The sequence below is a fragment of the Spiroplasma endosymbiont of Nephrotoma flavescens genome, from assembly GCF_964030835.1.
Taxonomy (GTDB): Bacteria; Bacillota_I; Bacilli_A; order Mycoplasmatales; family Nriv7; genus Nriv7.
The window spans coordinates 160704-177880 of the sequence record NZ_OZ034982.1; the positions used below are offsets into that span (position 1 = coordinate 160704).

General features: G+C 27.5%; 19 protein-coding genes, 1 other RNA gene and 1 pseudogene. 1 reads left to right on the top strand and 20 read right to left on the bottom strand.

The window, feature by feature from the left end; translation table 4 throughout:
• Positions 1–110: 110 nt before the first annotated feature.
• The 13 genes from rny to AAHN02_RS01015 form a co-directional block, all read right to left on the bottom strand.
• Positions 111–1646: a ribonuclease Y gene (rny, locus tag AAHN02_RS00955; RefSeq protein WP_342277855.1), complete on the bottom strand. Its 1536-nt coding sequence runs from the start codon at positions 1644–1646 to the stop codon at positions 111–113.
• A gap of 68 nt (positions 1647–1714) precedes the next feature.
• Complete coding sequence (locus AAHN02_RS00960) at positions 1715–2659, bottom strand: IS30 family transposase (protein WP_342277856.1); 945 nt, start codon at positions 2657–2659, stop codon at positions 1715–1717.
• 271 nt (positions 2660–2930) lie between these two features.
• Entirely contained in the window at positions 2931–3842 is a 912-nt protein-coding gene (gene recA / locus AAHN02_RS00965; protein ID WP_342277857.1) for a recombinase RecA, read from the bottom strand.
• A gap of 160 nt (positions 3843–4002) precedes the next feature.
• The gene (locus tag AAHN02_RS00970) at positions 4003–4458 is read right to left on the bottom strand and encodes a CinA family protein (protein WP_342277858.1); all 456 of its coding nucleotides are present in this window, start codon (positions 4456–4458) and stop codon (positions 4003–4005) included.
• Positions 4459–4481: 23 nt separating this feature from the next.
• The gene (gene pgsA, locus AAHN02_RS00975; protein WP_342277859.1) at positions 4482–5099 is read right to left on the bottom strand and encodes a CDP-diacylglycerol--glycerol-3-phosphate 3-phosphatidyltransferase; all 618 of its coding nucleotides are present in this window, start codon (positions 5097–5099) and stop codon (positions 4482–4484) included.
• 58 nt (positions 5100–5157) lie between these two features.
• Positions 5158–5558: RNase P RNA component class B (gene rnpB / locus AAHN02_RS00980), an RNA gene on the bottom strand.
• A 21-nt stretch (positions 5559–5579) separates the two neighbouring features.
• Complete coding sequence (locus AAHN02_RS00985) at positions 5580–5912, bottom strand: DivIVA domain-containing protein (protein ID WP_342277860.1); 333 nt, start codon at positions 5910–5912, stop codon at positions 5580–5582.
• A 4-nt stretch (positions 5913–5916) separates the two neighbouring features.
• Positions 5917–6483: a hypothetical protein gene (locus AAHN02_RS00990; RefSeq protein ID WP_342189419.1), complete on the bottom strand. Its 567-nt coding sequence runs from the start codon at positions 6481–6483 to the stop codon at positions 5917–5919.
• Positions 6484–6488: 5 nt separating this feature from the next.
• A complete protein-coding gene (locus tag AAHN02_RS00995; RefSeq protein WP_342277861.1) occupies positions 6489–7484 on the bottom strand; it encodes an NAD(P)H-dependent glycerol-3-phosphate dehydrogenase in 996 nt (331 codons plus the stop codon).
• A 21-nt stretch (positions 7485–7505) separates the two neighbouring features.
• Positions 7506–8825, bottom strand: a complete 1320-nt coding sequence (der, locus tag AAHN02_RS01000) for a ribosome biogenesis GTPase Der (protein ID WP_342277862.1) — start codon at positions 8823–8825, stop codon at positions 7506–7508.
• Between the two features lie 15 nt (positions 8826–8840).
• Complete coding sequence (gene cmk / locus AAHN02_RS01005) at positions 8841–9530, bottom strand: (d)CMP kinase (RefSeq protein WP_342277863.1); 690 nt, start codon at positions 9528–9530, stop codon at positions 8841–8843.
• A 43-nt stretch (positions 9531–9573) separates the two neighbouring features.
• Positions 9574–10287 (bottom strand): hypothetical protein, encoded by a 714-nt coding sequence (locus AAHN02_RS01010; protein WP_342189423.1) that lies wholly within the window; start codon positions 10285–10287, stop codon positions 9574–9576.
• A 27-nt stretch (positions 10288–10314) separates the two neighbouring features.
• The gene (locus tag AAHN02_RS01015) at positions 10315–10968 is read right to left on the bottom strand and encodes a hypothetical protein (RefSeq protein ID WP_342277864.1); all 654 of its coding nucleotides are present in this window, start codon (positions 10966–10968) and stop codon (positions 10315–10317) included.
• A gap of 89 nt (positions 10969–11057) precedes the next feature.
• On the opposite strand from AAHN02_RS01015, the gene AAHN02_RS01020 reads away from it, so the two are divergent.
• Complete coding sequence (locus AAHN02_RS01020) at positions 11058–11609, top strand: inorganic diphosphatase (protein ID WP_338968526.1); 552 nt, start codon at positions 11058–11060, stop codon at positions 11607–11609.
• 3 nt (positions 11610–11612) lie between these two features.
• On the opposite strand, the gene AAHN02_RS01025 is transcribed toward AAHN02_RS01020, so the two are convergent.
• From AAHN02_RS01025 to thyA, 7 genes and pseudogenes are all read right to left on the bottom strand, one after another.
• Entirely contained in the window at positions 11613–12356 is a 744-nt protein-coding gene (locus AAHN02_RS01025; protein WP_342277865.1) for a pseudouridine synthase, read from the bottom strand.
• 11 nt (positions 12357–12367) lie between these two features.
• The gene (gene scpB / locus AAHN02_RS01030) at positions 12368–12913 is read right to left on the bottom strand and encodes an SMC-Scp complex subunit ScpB (protein ID WP_338968945.1); all 546 of its coding nucleotides are present in this window, start codon (positions 12911–12913) and stop codon (positions 12368–12370) included.
• On the bottom strand, positions 12906–13673 hold the full coding sequence (locus AAHN02_RS01035; protein WP_342277866.1) for a segregation/condensation protein A: 768 nt from the start codon (positions 13671–13673) through the stop codon (positions 12906–12908). The genes scpB and AAHN02_RS01035 overlap by 8 nt, the downstream gene beginning before the upstream one ends.
• A gap of 29 nt (positions 13674–13702) precedes the next feature.
• On the bottom strand, positions 13703–15001 hold the full coding sequence (locus tag AAHN02_RS01040) for a thymidine phosphorylase (protein WP_342277867.1): 1299 nt from the start codon (positions 14999–15001) through the stop codon (positions 13703–13705).
• Between the two features lie 5 nt (positions 15002–15006).
• Positions 15007–15756 carry a lysophospholipid acyltransferase family protein gene (locus tag AAHN02_RS01045; RefSeq protein ID WP_342277868.1) on the bottom strand — a complete coding sequence of 250 codons (750 nt, stop codon included), beginning with the start codon at positions 15754–15756 and terminating at the stop codon, positions 15007–15009.
• Positions 15749–16234 carry a dihydrofolate reductase gene (locus tag AAHN02_RS01050; protein WP_342189426.1) on the bottom strand — a complete coding sequence of 162 codons (486 nt, stop codon included), beginning with the start codon at positions 16232–16234 and terminating at the stop codon, positions 15749–15751. Before AAHN02_RS01050 ends, AAHN02_RS01045 begins: the two co-directional genes overlap by 8 nt.
• Positions 16235–16236: 2 nt before the next feature.
• A pseudogene (gene thyA / locus AAHN02_RS01055) lies at positions 16237–17107 on the bottom strand (thymidylate synthase).
• Between the last annotated feature and the right edge of the window lie 70 nt (positions 17108–17177).

Below are 17177 nucleotides of genomic sequence, written 5' to 3' on the forward strand. Positions count from 1 at the left end.
CTTGCTATTATTTTAATCACTTTAAAATAAAAATACAAGCATTTAACCACTTAATATCAAAAAGGAACAACATCATCATAAATTGTTCCTAATTATTTTATTATTTAATTTTAACGAGCAACCTCATTAGCTCTTAATTCTCTAATAACAGTGATATGAATATCGCCAGGAATGGTAATTTCTTTTTCAATTTTAATTTTCACATCATGAGCAATTTTATAAACCTTAGCATCACTAACCTTACCAGGATCAACAATAATTCTAATTTGTCTTCCAGCTTGAACAGCATAAGATTTTTGTACCCCAGGAATTGATTGACAAATTTCTTCAATTTGTTGCATTCTTTGAATAAACTCTTCTAAAGAGTTATTTCTTGCTCCCGGTCTAGCTGCCGATAAAGTATCCGCTGCCATTACTAAAACTGCATAAATACTTTGCGGACTAACCTCACCATGGTGCGCATAAATAGCATTAATAATTAGCGGGTGTTCACCATATTTTTTTGCTAATTGCACCCCCAAATTAACATGCGAACCATCCATTTCATAATCAATTGCTTTACCAATATCATGTAATAAACCCGCTCTTCTTGCTAATTTTTCATCCAATCCTAACTCAGCAGCCATTGTTCCTGCCAATTTTGCTACTTCAATACAATGCTGTAAAGCATTTTGACCAAAACTAGTACGATATCGTAATCTTCCAAGATAATAAACTAATCCAAGCTTCATATTAGTAATTCCTAAGTCATTAAGTACCTTTTGTCCAGTTTCTTGAATTAAAGTTTCCAACTCATCTTGGGTTTTCTTTAAAACTTCTTCAATTCTTATTGGTTGAATTCGCCCATCGCGCATTAATGAATTTAAAGTTCGAACCGCAATCTCTCGTCTAATCGGATTAAAAGATGCCACTTGAATCACTTCTGGAGTATCATCAATAATAATATCAACACCTGCCGCTTGTTCAAGAGCCTTAATATTTCTACCTTCTTTACCAATAATTCGTCCCTTCATTTCATCATTAGGTAACTTAACAAATGCTGTTGTTTTTTCAGCAACAACATCATGGGCATACTTTTCAATAGCAACAGCAATAATATTGTCAGCAATATTTTTTGCTTTAATTTTAGCATCATTTTCACGATTTTTAATTAACTGTCCTAACTCTAAATCAAGTTTCTCCTCTAATTCCTTAAACAAAACTACTTTTGCTTCTTGTTGACTAAGTCCCGCAACTTTTTCTAATTCCAAAACAATTTTGTCTAACTTATCATAATAGTTTTCTTCAATTTTTTTAATATTATCTTTTTTTTGAAGAATTTCACGATATTGAGATTCCATCACTTCTTCGCGTTCAATAATATTTTTTTCGCGTTTTATTAATAAGGCTTCATAATTATTACTTTGACTTCTTCTTTGTTCTAAATCCATTGCTACTTCTTTTTTCATTTGCGCAATTTCTACTTTGATATCTGCCTTTGCTGATTGAATAATATTTTTTGCTTCTCGTTCTGCTTGCTCCAATTTTATTTGACTCTTTTTATCATTACTAGTACGAACAAAATACTTAATTAACAGACCAACGCCAATGCCAATCGCCAATGCCAAAAAAATTCCAACCAAAAGACCGAATTCTAATTTACTCATAAATTTTTCCTTTCTGAATAGTTAATTTTCTTTTCAAATTAAATGCCAAATTGTAAAGTTAAGTGCAACTAAATTATTTTTCTAACCAAATATTCGATTGGCGAAAGATAATTTAGTATTTTTCTTGGTCTTTGGTTTAAAGACAATATAAATTTATGAACTGCATTTTTAGTAGTGTTTGAAAAATTAAATTTTTTAGGAAATTTTTCTCTAATTAAACCATTAGTATTTTCATTAGTACCTCTTTGTCAAGGTGAATATGCATCAGCAAAATAAATTTTCACATTTAAATTTTTTTCAAGTTGTTGTCAATTAGCAAATTCTTTACCCCTATCAAATGTTATAGTCTTAACAAGATTATTTGGAAGAATTGATAAATAATGACTAATATTTTTGTTAATAACTTTAGTAGTTCTATTTTCAACTAATATTGCTAAAGTAAATCTTGATGTTCTTTCAACTAAAGTTATTAAACATGATTTACTTTTACCTCGTGATGATACTACAGTATCACCTTCTCAATGGCCAAGAGTTATGCGATTATTAACATTTCGTTCTTTAATGGATTTACCATTAAATTTATCCCGATTTTCTTGAGATTTTCGTTTCTTACCTTTTCTTCTTAAATTTTTACTAGTAACCTTTTCAAGTAATTCAGAATAAATTCAATTGTAAATTGTTTTAAAACTAATAATTCATTCTTGATGAAAATTTTTAATTCTGCCATAAATTTGTTCAGGCGATCAACCTAATAATAATTTTTGTTGTACATATTTTACTAATTCTCTATTTTTAAATTTATGAAAATAAACATGTAATTGTTTTCTATTTTCTGCTTTATTTTGTGCAATTAATGAAAAATAATGATTATTATCTTTATTTCTATTAACTTCTCGATTAATAGTACTAATATTTCGATTAAGATTTTTAGCTATTTCACTAATTTTTACTTTAAATTTCAATTGATTCTCAATATAAATTCTTTCATCTATGCCAAGATGTTTGTATCCCATATAAGAACTCCTTAAATTTACTTTTTCTAAAATAAACTTAGCATCATGAAATTTTTATATGAAATCTTTTGCAATTTTATTTACTTGCACTTACAAGTATAATTCAGCTAATAAAATTTAATTTTTTTTTTAAAAAATAGATAATTAGTTTAAAACATTACTTTAATGTTTACCTATTAAATAATATCATTTTTTAATAACTAATTAAATACCAATATCAAGATTAAAAAACAAAAAGCAAATCATTTGTTAAAAGACTTGCGATTAAACATTACTTAACAGTCTGTAATCACTCAGCAATATTACAATGCAACTGTTCTTGTAAATCAACATTAGCAATAAAAAATTCTCTAACCTTATCACGACCTAAACCAAGTTTCTGCTCACCATAATTATATCAAGAACCATTTTTTTGTAAAATATTAGCCTTTAAACCTAATAAAATCAATTCTTCTAACTTACATATTCCCCGATCAAAGTAAATATCTAAAACTGTCATTTGAAAAGGAGCAGCAACTTTATTTTTAACAATTTTAACTTTAGTTTTATAACCAACCAATTGATTATTAAGTAGAATTTGTTCACTTCTTTTTAATTCAACTCGTAATGATGAATAAAATCTTAATGCTCTACCTCCGGGGGTTATTTCTGGATTACCAAAAATAATTCCTACTTTTTCTCTAATTTGATTAATAAAAAAAACCAAACAATTAGTTTTAGCAATATATGAATTTAACTTGCGTAATGCCTTTGACATTAATCGCGCTTGCGCACCAATTGTTTGATCAGACATTTCACCATCTAATTCAACTTGGGGAGTTAATGCTGCCACAGAATCAATTACAATCAAATCAATAGCATTTGATTTAACAAAAACTTCTAATATCCCTAACGCTTGCTCACCTGAATCTGGTTGAACAATTAATAATTGTTCTAAAATAACACCAATTTTTTGAGCATAATTTGGGTCTAACGCATGTTCTACATCAATAAAAGCCGCTTTGCCATTACTCTTTTGAACTTCACTAATGGCATGTAATGCCAAAGTGGTTTTTCCTGAAGATTCAGCACCATAAACTTCAATAACTCGGCCCCGAGGATACCCACCAATCCCAATTGCCATATCCAATAATAAACTTCCCGAACTAATGAAATTATCTTTGGATGGCAGTTTTTTATTCATATCTACAACCGCATCCCGACCATATTCTTAATAATTGTTTGTAATGCTTGTTGTAAAAGTTCTTCGCGATTAATAATTTCGGTAGTATTTGTTTTATTTTTTGACATTTTCTTACCTCCACTAAATAAATTAACAAAAAAAAAAATAAACTTTTCCTAGTTTATTTTAAATTTTTTTTAATTAATTCTTTAGTTAATTTAACACATTTATTAATAATTTGTTTGCGATTTCCCGATAATTGATATTCATAAATTAAACATTTGTTATTATAAGCCAATGCAATATATACTAAACCTAATGGCTTATTTTCATGATTTTCAGGACCAGCATTACCAGTAAAACTAATTGCCATATCACTATCAAATAAATTTTTTGCGTTTTGTGCCATTTCAATAGCTGTTTCAACACTAACAGCACCAAATGATTGTAAAGTTGTTAACTGAACTCTTGCTAAATGAACTTTAGAATGAGCACTATAAGCTATTAACCCACCACGAAATACTTTACTAGCTCCTTCCGTCTTAACTAATGCTTCACTAAAAGCTCCTCCTGTAATACTTTCACAACTACTAATGGTTAAATTTTTCTTTTCTAATAATTTAACTAAATCGTGCAACTTTTTTTCCTCCTAATTAGTATTTATTTTTGATTGCTTTGTTTAATTCCAAGAATATAAGTAATTGCACTCCAAATTGAAAGCAATAATGATAAATACATTGGTATTAAAATAATATGATACTTTCATGAACCTCAACCACTATCTCATCCAAATCAAATATGATTAATAAAAAATAATAATGTTAACCCCACCATTTGCATTAGCGTTTTTAATTTACCATAATAATTAGCAGCAATAACAACTTTCTTAGTTGCTAAAAACATTCTTATCCCATCAAGCAAAATATCGCGAGAAATCAAAATTAATGTTACTCAAACCGGAATAATTTGCGGAATTGTCATAATAATTAAAACACCACTAGTCAACATCTTATCAGCAATCGGATCAGCAATCTTACCAAAGTTTGTTACTTGATTATTTTTTCTAGCAAGATAACCATCTAATCAATCACTAAAACAAGCAATAATAAAAAGGAACCCTGCAATAATTCAAAGAATATTAATTTTAACATTACTATCAATATTAATACTACCACTAACAAAATTATAGTTATCAAATGGTCCGCCTAACAACATTAAAATTAAAATTATTGGTACTAAAATAATTCGTACTAATGTTATTTTATTTGGTAAATTCATTAGCAACCCTCCTATATTAAATAATTATAACCTAAAAATAAAAAAACGAGATTAAAAATCTCATAAGCCACATTCTGTTCTTAAAGACATCAATGCTTTAAGTGCTAATCATTTATCTATATTAATTAACCTTTAAATGTTAACAAATATCCATTAATTACTTATCATTCGCAATTAATAGTTCCCCTACCATAATTTGGGTTTCTCACTTATGGGGTTTACCGCGTTCCACTCTAATAATTTCTCATTAGCATCGTCACTATGGCACTTTTATAAACTACTAAACCATATTAAATAATTAACTTAGGTTATTAATTAGCCATCTAAGAAACAGCAGATGCTATTTCTTATCCTTGGATTATTTTTTATCCAAGCATAAACATTACTAGCATCACAGCTAGTGTGAGTGTGGACTTTCCTCTATTAAAAATAAATTTCTAACAGCGATTAGCACGGATTTTTAATCTCATATCCATTTTACTATTTATTAACTTTACTTTCAAGTTTACTTAACCGATTTATGATATCAACATTTCGTAAACCTTTTTCTTCTAACTTATCTCGTTGTTGCATAACAATTTCATAATTACTTTTTAACTTTTCATGTTCTTCAATTATTTCTTTAAGTTTTTCTTTTAAACGCGAAATTTCATCAATATGAGTTTCCATAATTTTATTAAAAGCATCATAATCTTTTTGAACAATATCTAAAAACCGATCAACTTCTTGGGCATCATAACCTTTAAAATTAATTTGAAATTTTTTTTCTAAAATATCCTCTTTTGCCAATTTAAAACTATTATCATTTTTCATAAAATTATTCCTCCTTTTTTATGGCATCAATCATATCAGTAATTAATCAATTAAATTGTGATAAACCTTTTTTATTACTAGAATTTAAAATCAATTGTTGTAATTTAATAAAATTAGTTTTTTTATTATTACTTTTTAACGATTGCACCTTATTAATTAAATTTTCATCATTCAAATGTTGCTCAATAAATAATTTTTGTTCAAAAGATAACGGTGTTACTAAAACACTATTAATATCAACAAACTTATCTTCAATAATTACATTATCATCTTGCAACATCTGAAAAATCCTATTAAATAATGGCGTTAATGACATTGTTAACTTATCATTAAAATTACTAATTTGTAAATAATCTTTTTCTAATAATTGAACTAATAATTTATCAATTTTGTTAACATCAAAATTAGAAAAATTTTCTAATTCCCGCGGAGTTATAAATTGATATTCTTCCGATAATAAATGCATTAGTAATAACAAAATAATTAATTCATCTTCAGTAATTAAAAGAACCTTATAAAACTGTAATAAAAGTCTTCACTTATGAAAAATATTTAACGAATTTATGTTCATTATTTTTATTCAATTGGAAAATGTTTTAAAAAGTCGTTAATTACAATTTGCGGATTTTCATATAAATAAAGAATTTTATATAATAATGCAAATAAAGGGAGGTTTAACTTTAATTTTAGCATTTGTTCATTAACCAACCGACAAGTACCAAAACCTTCAACAGTTTTTTGCAATTGCTTAATAACAGTTTCTGGATCATTAGTTTTTCCAATTTCATAACCAAATTGATAATTACGAGATTTCGGTGACATTGCTGTTAAAATTAAATCACCAATTCCAGCTGGCGTTAAAAATGTTTCTGACTTTCCCCCCATTTTATTACTAAATTTAATTGCTTCATTTAAACCAATAGTAATAAAAGATGCGACAGTATTATCACTAGCATTTTGACCTTTTAACATTCCCGAAATAATCGCAACAACATTTTTTAATGCACTAGCACATTCAACACCAATAAAATCATTAGTAATCATCACCGAAAAATTTTCACTATTAAAATATTGTTGAACTTTTTTTGCATATAATAAATTCTCACTAACCGCTGTTACTTGTGTGGAAAATCTTTGAACAATTTCAATCGCAATACTAGGGCCATATAGTCCTGACAAATCTTCAATAATATCAGGATTTAAATTTTTGCGAATTGTTAATGATAACCTTTCACCACTATTAGGGTCAAAACCTTTAGCAATATTAATAAAATGCACTGGATAAGTTACTAACTCATTAATTTGCTGACAAACACTAGGTAAAACCAGCGAAGGAACCGCAAAAACAATAACTTTAGCATCACATAAAGCTTGTTTTAAATCATTAGTCGCCACAATATTTTCATTTAAACGAATTTCTTGAAAATATTTACTATTTTGATGATTATTATTAATATCATCAACTTCACTTTTTTCAATACCATACATTAATACTTCATTTTTATTATCTGCTAAAACTTGTGCCAAAGCACTAGCAAATGCACCAGTTCCTAAAATAATAATTTTTTGCATTCTTTTACCTTCCTTAAATATTTATTTTCTTTGACGAAAAATCAATCGTAAAGGAATTCCTTGAAAGTCAAAATATTCTCGTAACTGATTTTCCAAAAATCTTGCATATGAAAAATGTAAATGTTTCGGGTTATTAACAAATAAAACAAAAGTAATCGGGTGCTTACTTACTTGCGTAGCATAATATATCTTTAATCGTTCACCTTGAAAAATAGGTGGTTGATGTAATAATTGAGCCTTACTAAGAATTTCATTAACAACACTAGTTTGAATTCGTAAATTTTGTTTTTCTTGAATCTTATTAATATTTTGAAAAATCTTTCCAAGATGGACATTTTTTAATGCCGAAACAAAAATTACAAAAGCATAATGAAGATATTTAAAATGAACTTGAATTTCTTTACGAAAATCATCTAAGGTTTTTTTTGTTTTTTCCATTTCATCATATTTGTTAACAACAATAATTACCGGTTTATAACCCTCTTTCGCAATGGCACCAATTTTAGCATCTTGTTCTCTAATACCTTCTTTACCATCTAATACTAATAAAACAATATCACTTCGTTCCACAGCTTTTAAAGCCCGCAAAACACTATACTTTTCTAAATTTGTTTGAACTTTTCCTCGTTTTCTAATTCCCGCCGTATCAATAACAACAAATTTTTGCCCATTTCTAACAAATGAACTATCAACCGCATCAGTTGTCGTGCCTGGAACATTAGAAACCACAACCCGCGATTCATTTAATAATGCGTTTGTTAAACTAGACTTACCAACATTCGGTCGGCCAATAATAGCCATTTTAGTTTCATTTTCAAGATCTGGTTTTATTTCTAAATTTAACTGATTTAAACTAAAAATAATTTTATCTAACAAATCACCAATCCCAATCCCATGCGTTGACGAAACAGCAATTGGTTCACCAAAGCCTAATTGAATAAACTCATATAGTTCATTATTAACTTGTTGATTATCATATTTATTAACAACCAAAATAACCGGTTTATTAATTCCATAAAGCATTTTAGCAATTTGTTTTTCCTCATCTTGCAAGCGTTCTTGATAGTTAGTAGTAAAAATAATAACATCCGCTTGTTCAATCGCAATTTGTGCTTGTAACAAAATTTGTTCTTGTAATTCATCATTACCAAAACCAAGACCACCTGTATCTACTAATCAAAATTCACGATTAAGTCATTGTGCCTTTTGATAAATCCGATCCCGCGTAACTCCTACTGTATCATCAACAATTGATAAACGATTTTTAATCAAGCGATTAAATAATGTTGACTTACCAACATTAGGTCGCCCAATAATAGCGACAATTGCAGAATTTTTCATTTTATTTTTTCCTAACTATGCATTTGCAAAAAGCATTGATTTCTTTTTAATTTCATAAGCCATTGTTGCAATTAAATCAACAATTTGATCTAAAGATAAATTACTATTATCAATTTCAATCGCATCATTTGCTTTCTTTAAGGGACCAACTTTACGATCGGAATCTTGACGATCACGATCTTGTAAATTATTTTGAATATTAGACAATTCTAAAACTATTCCTTGTTGTCGTGCTTGTTCCACTCTTCTTTGTGCTCTTTTACTAACTGTTGCTGTTAAAAATATTTTTAATTGCGCATTAGGTAAAACAACCGTCCCAATATCTCTCCCTGCAAGAATATAACCAAAACCTTGAACAATTGCTCTTTGACTTTTAACCATAAATGTTCTTACTGCTTTGATAGCACTAATAGGACTAACATACTCAACAACCTTTTTACTACTTAAATCATAAGAATTTTGTTTTACCCCATTCACATAAATATTGCCATTAGCATCATAACTAAATCTAATATTAGTCAACACCTTAATAACTGCTCGATTATCATCAATATCAATTTTATTTACTAAACAATAAAGTGTCAAAGCCCGATACATTAAGCCAGTGTCAATAAAAATATAATGTAACCGTTTAGCGACTAATTTAGCAGTTGTTGACTTACCACTTCCAGCTGGTCCATCAATAGCAATATTTATCTGTTTCATTTTTATTCCACCTCTAATAAATTATACATCTAATATAATGATATTATTGAATTAATAAAAGTAAAAGAACAATTAATAATGCGATAATCAAGATAATACTACCAATTATTAACAATACCAATCATTTAAAACTAATTTTTTGTTTTTTAAACCTTGTTACTAACTGATTAAATTGCTCATCAGTAATTACTGCTGAATTGGATAATAATTCTACTAACGGTTTTTTACTAGGCATTAACGCCTCGGGATGCTTTTTTAAATCTTCTTGATAGATTTTAATTACTTGCTGGGCCAATTCCGTTTCTGAAGAAATTTTAGTTTGTAAATTTTTAACAGAATTTTCTAATGCTAAAATTATTTCTTGATATTTACTTTCACTAGTACCATTTAAATGCTGTCCAAACTTATGATGATAATTATGGTCTTGTAAAATTTGCTGTAAATTAACATTATCATTTAAATCACAATCATACTTACTACGAATATCGGTTAAATATTGATTAATTTCATATCTAACTTCAAAATTAATAAAATCTTTTGAATGGTCTTGATGTAGTTGAGGACTTAATAGTTCTCATTCTTGATTAATATTATCAAGAAATTCTTGAAAATATTCCTTATCAATATGACTAAAACGCGTAATATAATCTTGCAATAACTCTTCTTCTTGTAATAATGCTTGATCTAACTCAATTTCACGATTAATTTGCTCTCGTAAGAGCGAAAATCGTTCCATCCTTGTTTGTTCAATTTTCACTACTACCGCCTCATTTCTCTAATATAATTATAATAAAATATAATAACTTGCGTTAGCATTTTTTTCAATTAATGGTCAAGTTGCTGTTATGATTAAACTATAAACTAAAGCTTCCAAACAAAATTTTATTAAATTAAATGGTAAAAAAACTACAAATAATTGATTTCGTAAAGATGCCATCCCATATAATTTCAAAATAAAAGCTCAATTTAAAAAAGTCATTCAAAATGAATTAATGATGGCTGCTAAAAAAATACTAATAATTCAAACAATAATTGTTAAAAATTTACCAGAACTATTTTTTGTTCATCCACAAAATTGAATAATAAAAAATAATGGTATTTGGACAATTAAAAATATTGAATAAAATCCTCCTGTTGCTAACATTAAAGCTAAATAAGCAATTGGACCACTAACACTAGTAATTAGCATTAACATTCAAGGAATTAAAAATACTAAAAAATAAGTATAAATAATTCCTAAAAACGGAAAAGCAATAATAATAAAAACATCAATAAATTCTAATTTTAAGTAAGGCAAAAATAAAGGCGGAATAAATTTACTAATATAACCCACTAATAAACAAATAGCTAAAAAATTAGCAATTAAAACTAGCTTTTTAATTGTTAATTGACTATCATTTTTAAATGTTACTCATAACAATCTTGTTGTCTTTCTCATTAATTTATTACTCCTTAATTAATTACCGTTATTTCAACATATTTATTGTATAATATTTTTACAAATAAAGAAAAGGAGAAAATTTATTAATGGAAAATAATATCGTTCCTGTAATTATTGAAATTACTACTGGTAGTAGTAACAAATATGAATATAATTTTGAAACTAAAAGAATTATTTTAGATCGTGTTTTATATGGTGCTAATGTTTATCCTGCCGAATATGGTTGTATTGAAAATACTTTAGACTGAGATGGTGATCCGCTTGATGTTATTGCTTTAGCAACATATCCAACAATTGCTGGATGTCAAGCCAATGTTAGAATTCTTGGAGCCTTAGAAATGATTGATGGTGGTGAAATTGATACTAAGCTATTTGGTGTTTTAGCCGATGACCCGCATTTTAATCATCTTAAATCTTTAAAAGATGTTCCTGAACATACTTTAGCAAAAATTAAAAATTTCTTTATCCAATATAAACAGTTACAAAAAAAAGCAGTTATTGTTAAAGAATGAAAAGATGAACAATGAGCTTTAAAAGAGTTAGCTCATTGTCGTGAACTATATACTAAATATAACGAACTTCTAATTAATGAAGGAAAAGAAAAATTACTAGAAAAATTTAAAGAAATACAAAAATAATCCTTAGGGATTATTTTTTTTCGCCATTATTTCTAATTGCTTAACTTCATTATTTGTTAATAACCGATAATGACCTTCACTAATACCACTAAGGGTTAATATTCCCACAGCAACCCGTTTTAATGCTAAAACTTTACCATTTATTGCTTTAATCATTTTCCGAATTTGTTGATTGTGACCATCTTGAATTGTTATTGCTAACATATAAGATTGTTGCTTACTATTTACTCTTAATAATTTAACTTGTACTGCTTTAGCTAAAAAATCATCATCAATTAAAACACCATTTAATAAATTATTAATCGTTGTGAAAGTAATTTTACCTTTAACCGCTACTTCATAAACTTTATTAATGCCGTGGGTTGGATGCATAATTAAATTAGCAAAATTACCATCATTAGTTAATAATAATAACCCACTAGTATAATAATCTAATCTGCCAATCGGATAAATTCGCACAGTAATATCTTGTAAATAATCAAAGACAGTTTTTCTTCCGAGGGGGTCATCCAAAGAAGTAGTAATACAGCCAATTGGTTTATTAAAAGCTAAATAAATATTTTCTTGTTCTGCTGGCAATAATTCACCATTAACAGTAATTTTAGCATTTACTTCAACTTTAAATCCTAATTCCGTAATAATTTGTTCATTAACTGCAACTTTACCTGCTAAAATTAATTGTTCTGCTTTTCGCCGTGAACAATAACCACGCATAGCAATTATTTTTTGTAATCGTTCTTTTTTCATTATCATTATCCTTAATTAATAAACAAATTAGTGTCTTCATCTTTATCAAAAAAAGATTCTGGTAATGGTGGTAATTTATCTAACGAAGATAAATTAAAATAATCTAAAAAATATTGACTCACACCATATAATATTGGTCGCCCCGGAGCATCACTTCTTCCCAATTCAACAATTAATTCTCGGGCTTTTAATTTAGCAACCATAAAATCACTGCTAACACCACGAATACTTTCAATTTCACTTTTTACTATTGGACCTTTATAAGCAATAATTGCTAGCGTTTCTAATGCAGCCGTTGATAATTTACTAGTTTGCTCAATAACTAATGATTCATAAATATTAAAATGTTCTTGTTTTGTCATAAACTTAAAAACATTATTATTATTCATTAATGCTATGCCTCGCGATTCATCCGCTTCTAACTGCTGTTGGATAGTAATTAACATTTCATTAACAAGATTAAGACTAAGATTTAACTTTTTAGCAATTTTTTGATTACTAATGCCTTCTTCACCAGCAATAAAAATTAATCCTTCCATTAAAGCATAATTATTCATTTTCTTCACTAAATTCACCTCGATATTTTAATGTGATGGGAGCAAACATATCTGCTTGTTCAATGTATATTTGCTGACTACGAACTAAATCCAAAATGGCACTAAAACTAACAACAAGCAAATTATTTGTAATAATATCACTTTCAACAAAAATATCATAAAGATTATAACTTTTTTGGGGATTTTGTTTTAAAAAATTAAAAATTTCTGATGCCCGCTTTTGTGGTGATATTTGTTGTTTAGCCACGCGTGTTGTTATTGGCATATTTAATTGATACCTTTTATACACTTCTTGTAATTGAAAACTCAACTGCTCTAAGTTAAAATCTCAATTAGTTTCCTTTGCTAACGATGCATATTGTTGAGAATTAGAAACAATTGCTGGTCTCGTAAAAACTTGCTGACGAACAATTTCTTGTTCTTTAAAAAAACCAGTTGTTTCTTTAATAGTTTGATATTCTAATAATTTTTGAATTAATTCTTGACGATTATCGGCTTCATAATCACTATTATCTTCTTCTAAATTAGTCTGTTGTAATAATCGCCGTGATTTTAATTCCAAAAGATATGCTGCCATTGTTAAATATTCACTAGCAATATCTAAATTTAATGTTTCCATTTTATTTAAATAATCTAAATATTGCGTTGTAATCATACTAACATCAACAGTAAAGATATCAAGATTTTTTTCTTTAATTAAATGTAAAAGTAAATCTAATGGTCCTTGAAAATTATCAATGTTAATCAGATATTTACTCATATTTAGTTATCCACCTTATCTTAATTATTTTATTGCATTATTTCATAAATAATATTATTAATTAGCGGTAAAGATTGTTCAATTGTAAATAATTCTTTTGCCATTGCTGTAAACTCACTGACATTATTAATATTAGTATATAAAGTTAATACCGTTTCATTAGCATTAACCTTTTCTTGGGTTTTTTTATTAATAAAAATTCCGGCCATATAATCAATTGATGAATAATTTGTTTCTCTTCCTGCTCCTAAATGCATTGCTAAATTACCTAAACCATAACAGTTATGAAAATTAACAAATCCTGAAACTGATGCCTTAATTTCAATAACAAATTTAACAGCATCTTTTCAAACAAAATTAGTAACAAAATCAATATCACCAGATTGCTGTTTAATAAATTGTTTAAAAATATTCAATGGCGCTAATGATTTTAGTTGCTCAATACATTTTTGTTTTGCTTCATCAAAATTACTACAAATTTCTGCTTGTAATAAACTAATTGCACTTAGAGAGGTTACAAGTTCTAACAATGCTGAATCTTGATTTTTACCTTGTAAAAATTCATATGCTTCATAAACTTCACAAATGTTACCAATCATTCTTCCTAATGGTTGATTCATATCACTAATAATAACAGCGGTTTTAACCTTTAATTCTTGAGCAATTTGTAACATTAGTCTTGCTAATTTTTTAGCATCATTTAAATTACTCATAAAAGCACCATTACCACACTTAACATCTAAAACAAGACCATCACTACCCATAGCAATTTTCTTAGCCATAATACTGGCTGCTATTAAAGGGATGGAATCAACAGTTCCCGTAGTATCTCTTAAAGCATAAACTTTCTTATCAGCCGGAGTAAAATCTTGCGTTTGACTAATAATACTCATTCCGCATTCATTAATTACTTTTAAAAAATCATTTCATTGCAAATTAACATTAAAATTAGGAATCGCTTCTAACTTATCAATTGTTCCACCAGTTTGTTCTAATCCTCTTCCAGAAATTTTTGCTACCTTAATGCCAAAACTTGCTAACAAAGGAGCATAAAGTAAACTTATTTTATCACCAACACCACCTGTAGAATGTTTATCAGCTTTAAAACCACTAATTGATGATAAATCTAATGAATCACCAGAATTAATTAATGATTTTGTTAAATCAAATGTTTCTTGATTATTTAAACCATTAAATCAAACAGTCATTAAAAAAGCACTCATTTGATAATCAGGAATATCACCCTTAGTAAAACCACTAATAATAAAATCAATTTCTTTTGTTGTTAATTGTTGATTTTGTTTTTTCTTATTAATTAAATCTAACATTCACATTATTTTTTTTCATCCTTATTTTTTAAATTAAAATTATTAATGATTTTTTGAATATTACTTTGCATATTTCTTGCTAAATTATCAGTAGTAATATTAATAAAATTAGCAGGGTCTAATGGTTTTTGAATCACAAGATAAATTTTTTTCTTTCCTTGAGATTTTTTATTAAAAACTTCATACGAATTAATAATAGCAACCGGAATAATTGGAACATATGCTTGATACGCAATTCTAAGTGCTGCTGGCTTAAATTCTTGTACTGTTGAACTATTACTTCTCGTTCCTTCTGGAAAAATAACCATTGTTCGTGGGACACGAATTAACATTTTCGCATCACTAAAAACTTCTAATGCGTGCCTTGGATTATTACGATCTAAAAATAACACATCAATTAATTGTACAAAGCGTTTAAATATTTTATGTTCTTGTAATTCTTGCTTAGCAATGAATGCTAAGGGAGCAAATTTACTAAAATCATTAATTAAAAGTAATAATAAAGCATCAAAATTTGATTGATGATTGGCAATCATCACACATCCCTTATTATTAACTCAATTTTCTAATCCTTGGGGATAAACTTTAACATTATATAACCATGCAAAATATCGCGCTCGCTTTTGCAATCATTTATAACGATATTCTTCTGATACTGAATTAGGATCACGAAGCACTTTCTTTGTCATTTTTTTTGCTTTTCTTAAAGTTTGTAGCAAATATGGCAATGTAATTATTACTCTTCATTTATTCATTAGTAACTTTCCTTTCATAAATTAATCCAACAAATTTATCATATTGTTTCTTACTAATTTCTTTAAATTGATGGAAATCAATTTCTGGAAAATAAGTATCGCCTCCATATGAATCATTAATAAGTGAAACAAATAATTTGCTGGCATAGGGGATTGCGATTTGATAAATCAAAGCCCCCCCACAAACATATAAGTCATCACCACTATGCTCATATTGTTTTAAAATCCCTTCTAAATCATTACTCACAATTACATCAGGATGATTAAATTCATAATTAGGATTTCAACTAACAACAATAGTTTTTCTTTGTGATAAAGGTTTAACTTTTAAACTAGCAAAAGTTTTTCTTCCCATTAAAATTGTTTTTCCGATAGTAATTTCTTTAAAATATTGTAATTCTTGATTTAAACACCACGGCAATTTATTATCTTTACCAATAACACCATTCTTATCCATTGCTCATACCAAAATTACCATAATTAAACTGCCACTTGTCCTTTTATCGCCGGATGCGATTCATAATCTAATAATGAAAAATCTTCATATTTAAAATCAAAAATTGAAGTTACTGAACGATTAATTATTAATTTGCCTAATTTTTTTGGAGGTCTTGTTAATTGTTCATTTATTTGTTCTAAATGATTAGTATAAATATGCGCATCACCAATTGTATGCACAAAATCACCAACTTCATACCCACAAACAGATGCTAGCATATAAGTTAAATAAAGCATAACTAGCAATATTAAAAGGAACACCTAAAAATACATCAGCACTTCTTTGATATAACTGACAAGATAATTTATTGTCAGCACTAACATAAAATTGAAATAATGTATGACAAGGCGGTAATGCCATTTCTTCAATTTCCTCAGGATTTCAACTAGATAAAATATGTCTTCGTGAATGGGGATTATCTTTTAATTGCTTTTCTAAATTTTTTAATTGATCCATACCATTAAAATTTCGCCATTGTTTACCATAAACTGGACCTAAATCACCATATTTTTTAGCAAATTGCTCATCATTTTTAATTTTAGAAATAAAATCTTGTAATTGCTCACCTTTAAAATCAGGTGAATTTTGATATTTTTTATACGGTCACTCATTTCAAATATTAACATTATTTTGAACTAATGTTCTAATATTAGTATCACCTTTAATAAATCATAATAATTCATAAATAACAGCTTTTAAATATACTTTTTTTGTTGTTAATAGTGGAAACCCTTTTTGTAAATCAAACCGCATTTGATAACCAAAAAAACTAATTGTATCAATAAGGGTACGATTAGGTTTATTTTGACCTTTTTCTAATATCTGACGACATAAACTTAAATACTGCTCCATTGTTTCACCTCACGATAATTTCTATTCTGTTTTTAATTTTAACATAAAATCTAATAACAAACTATTACGC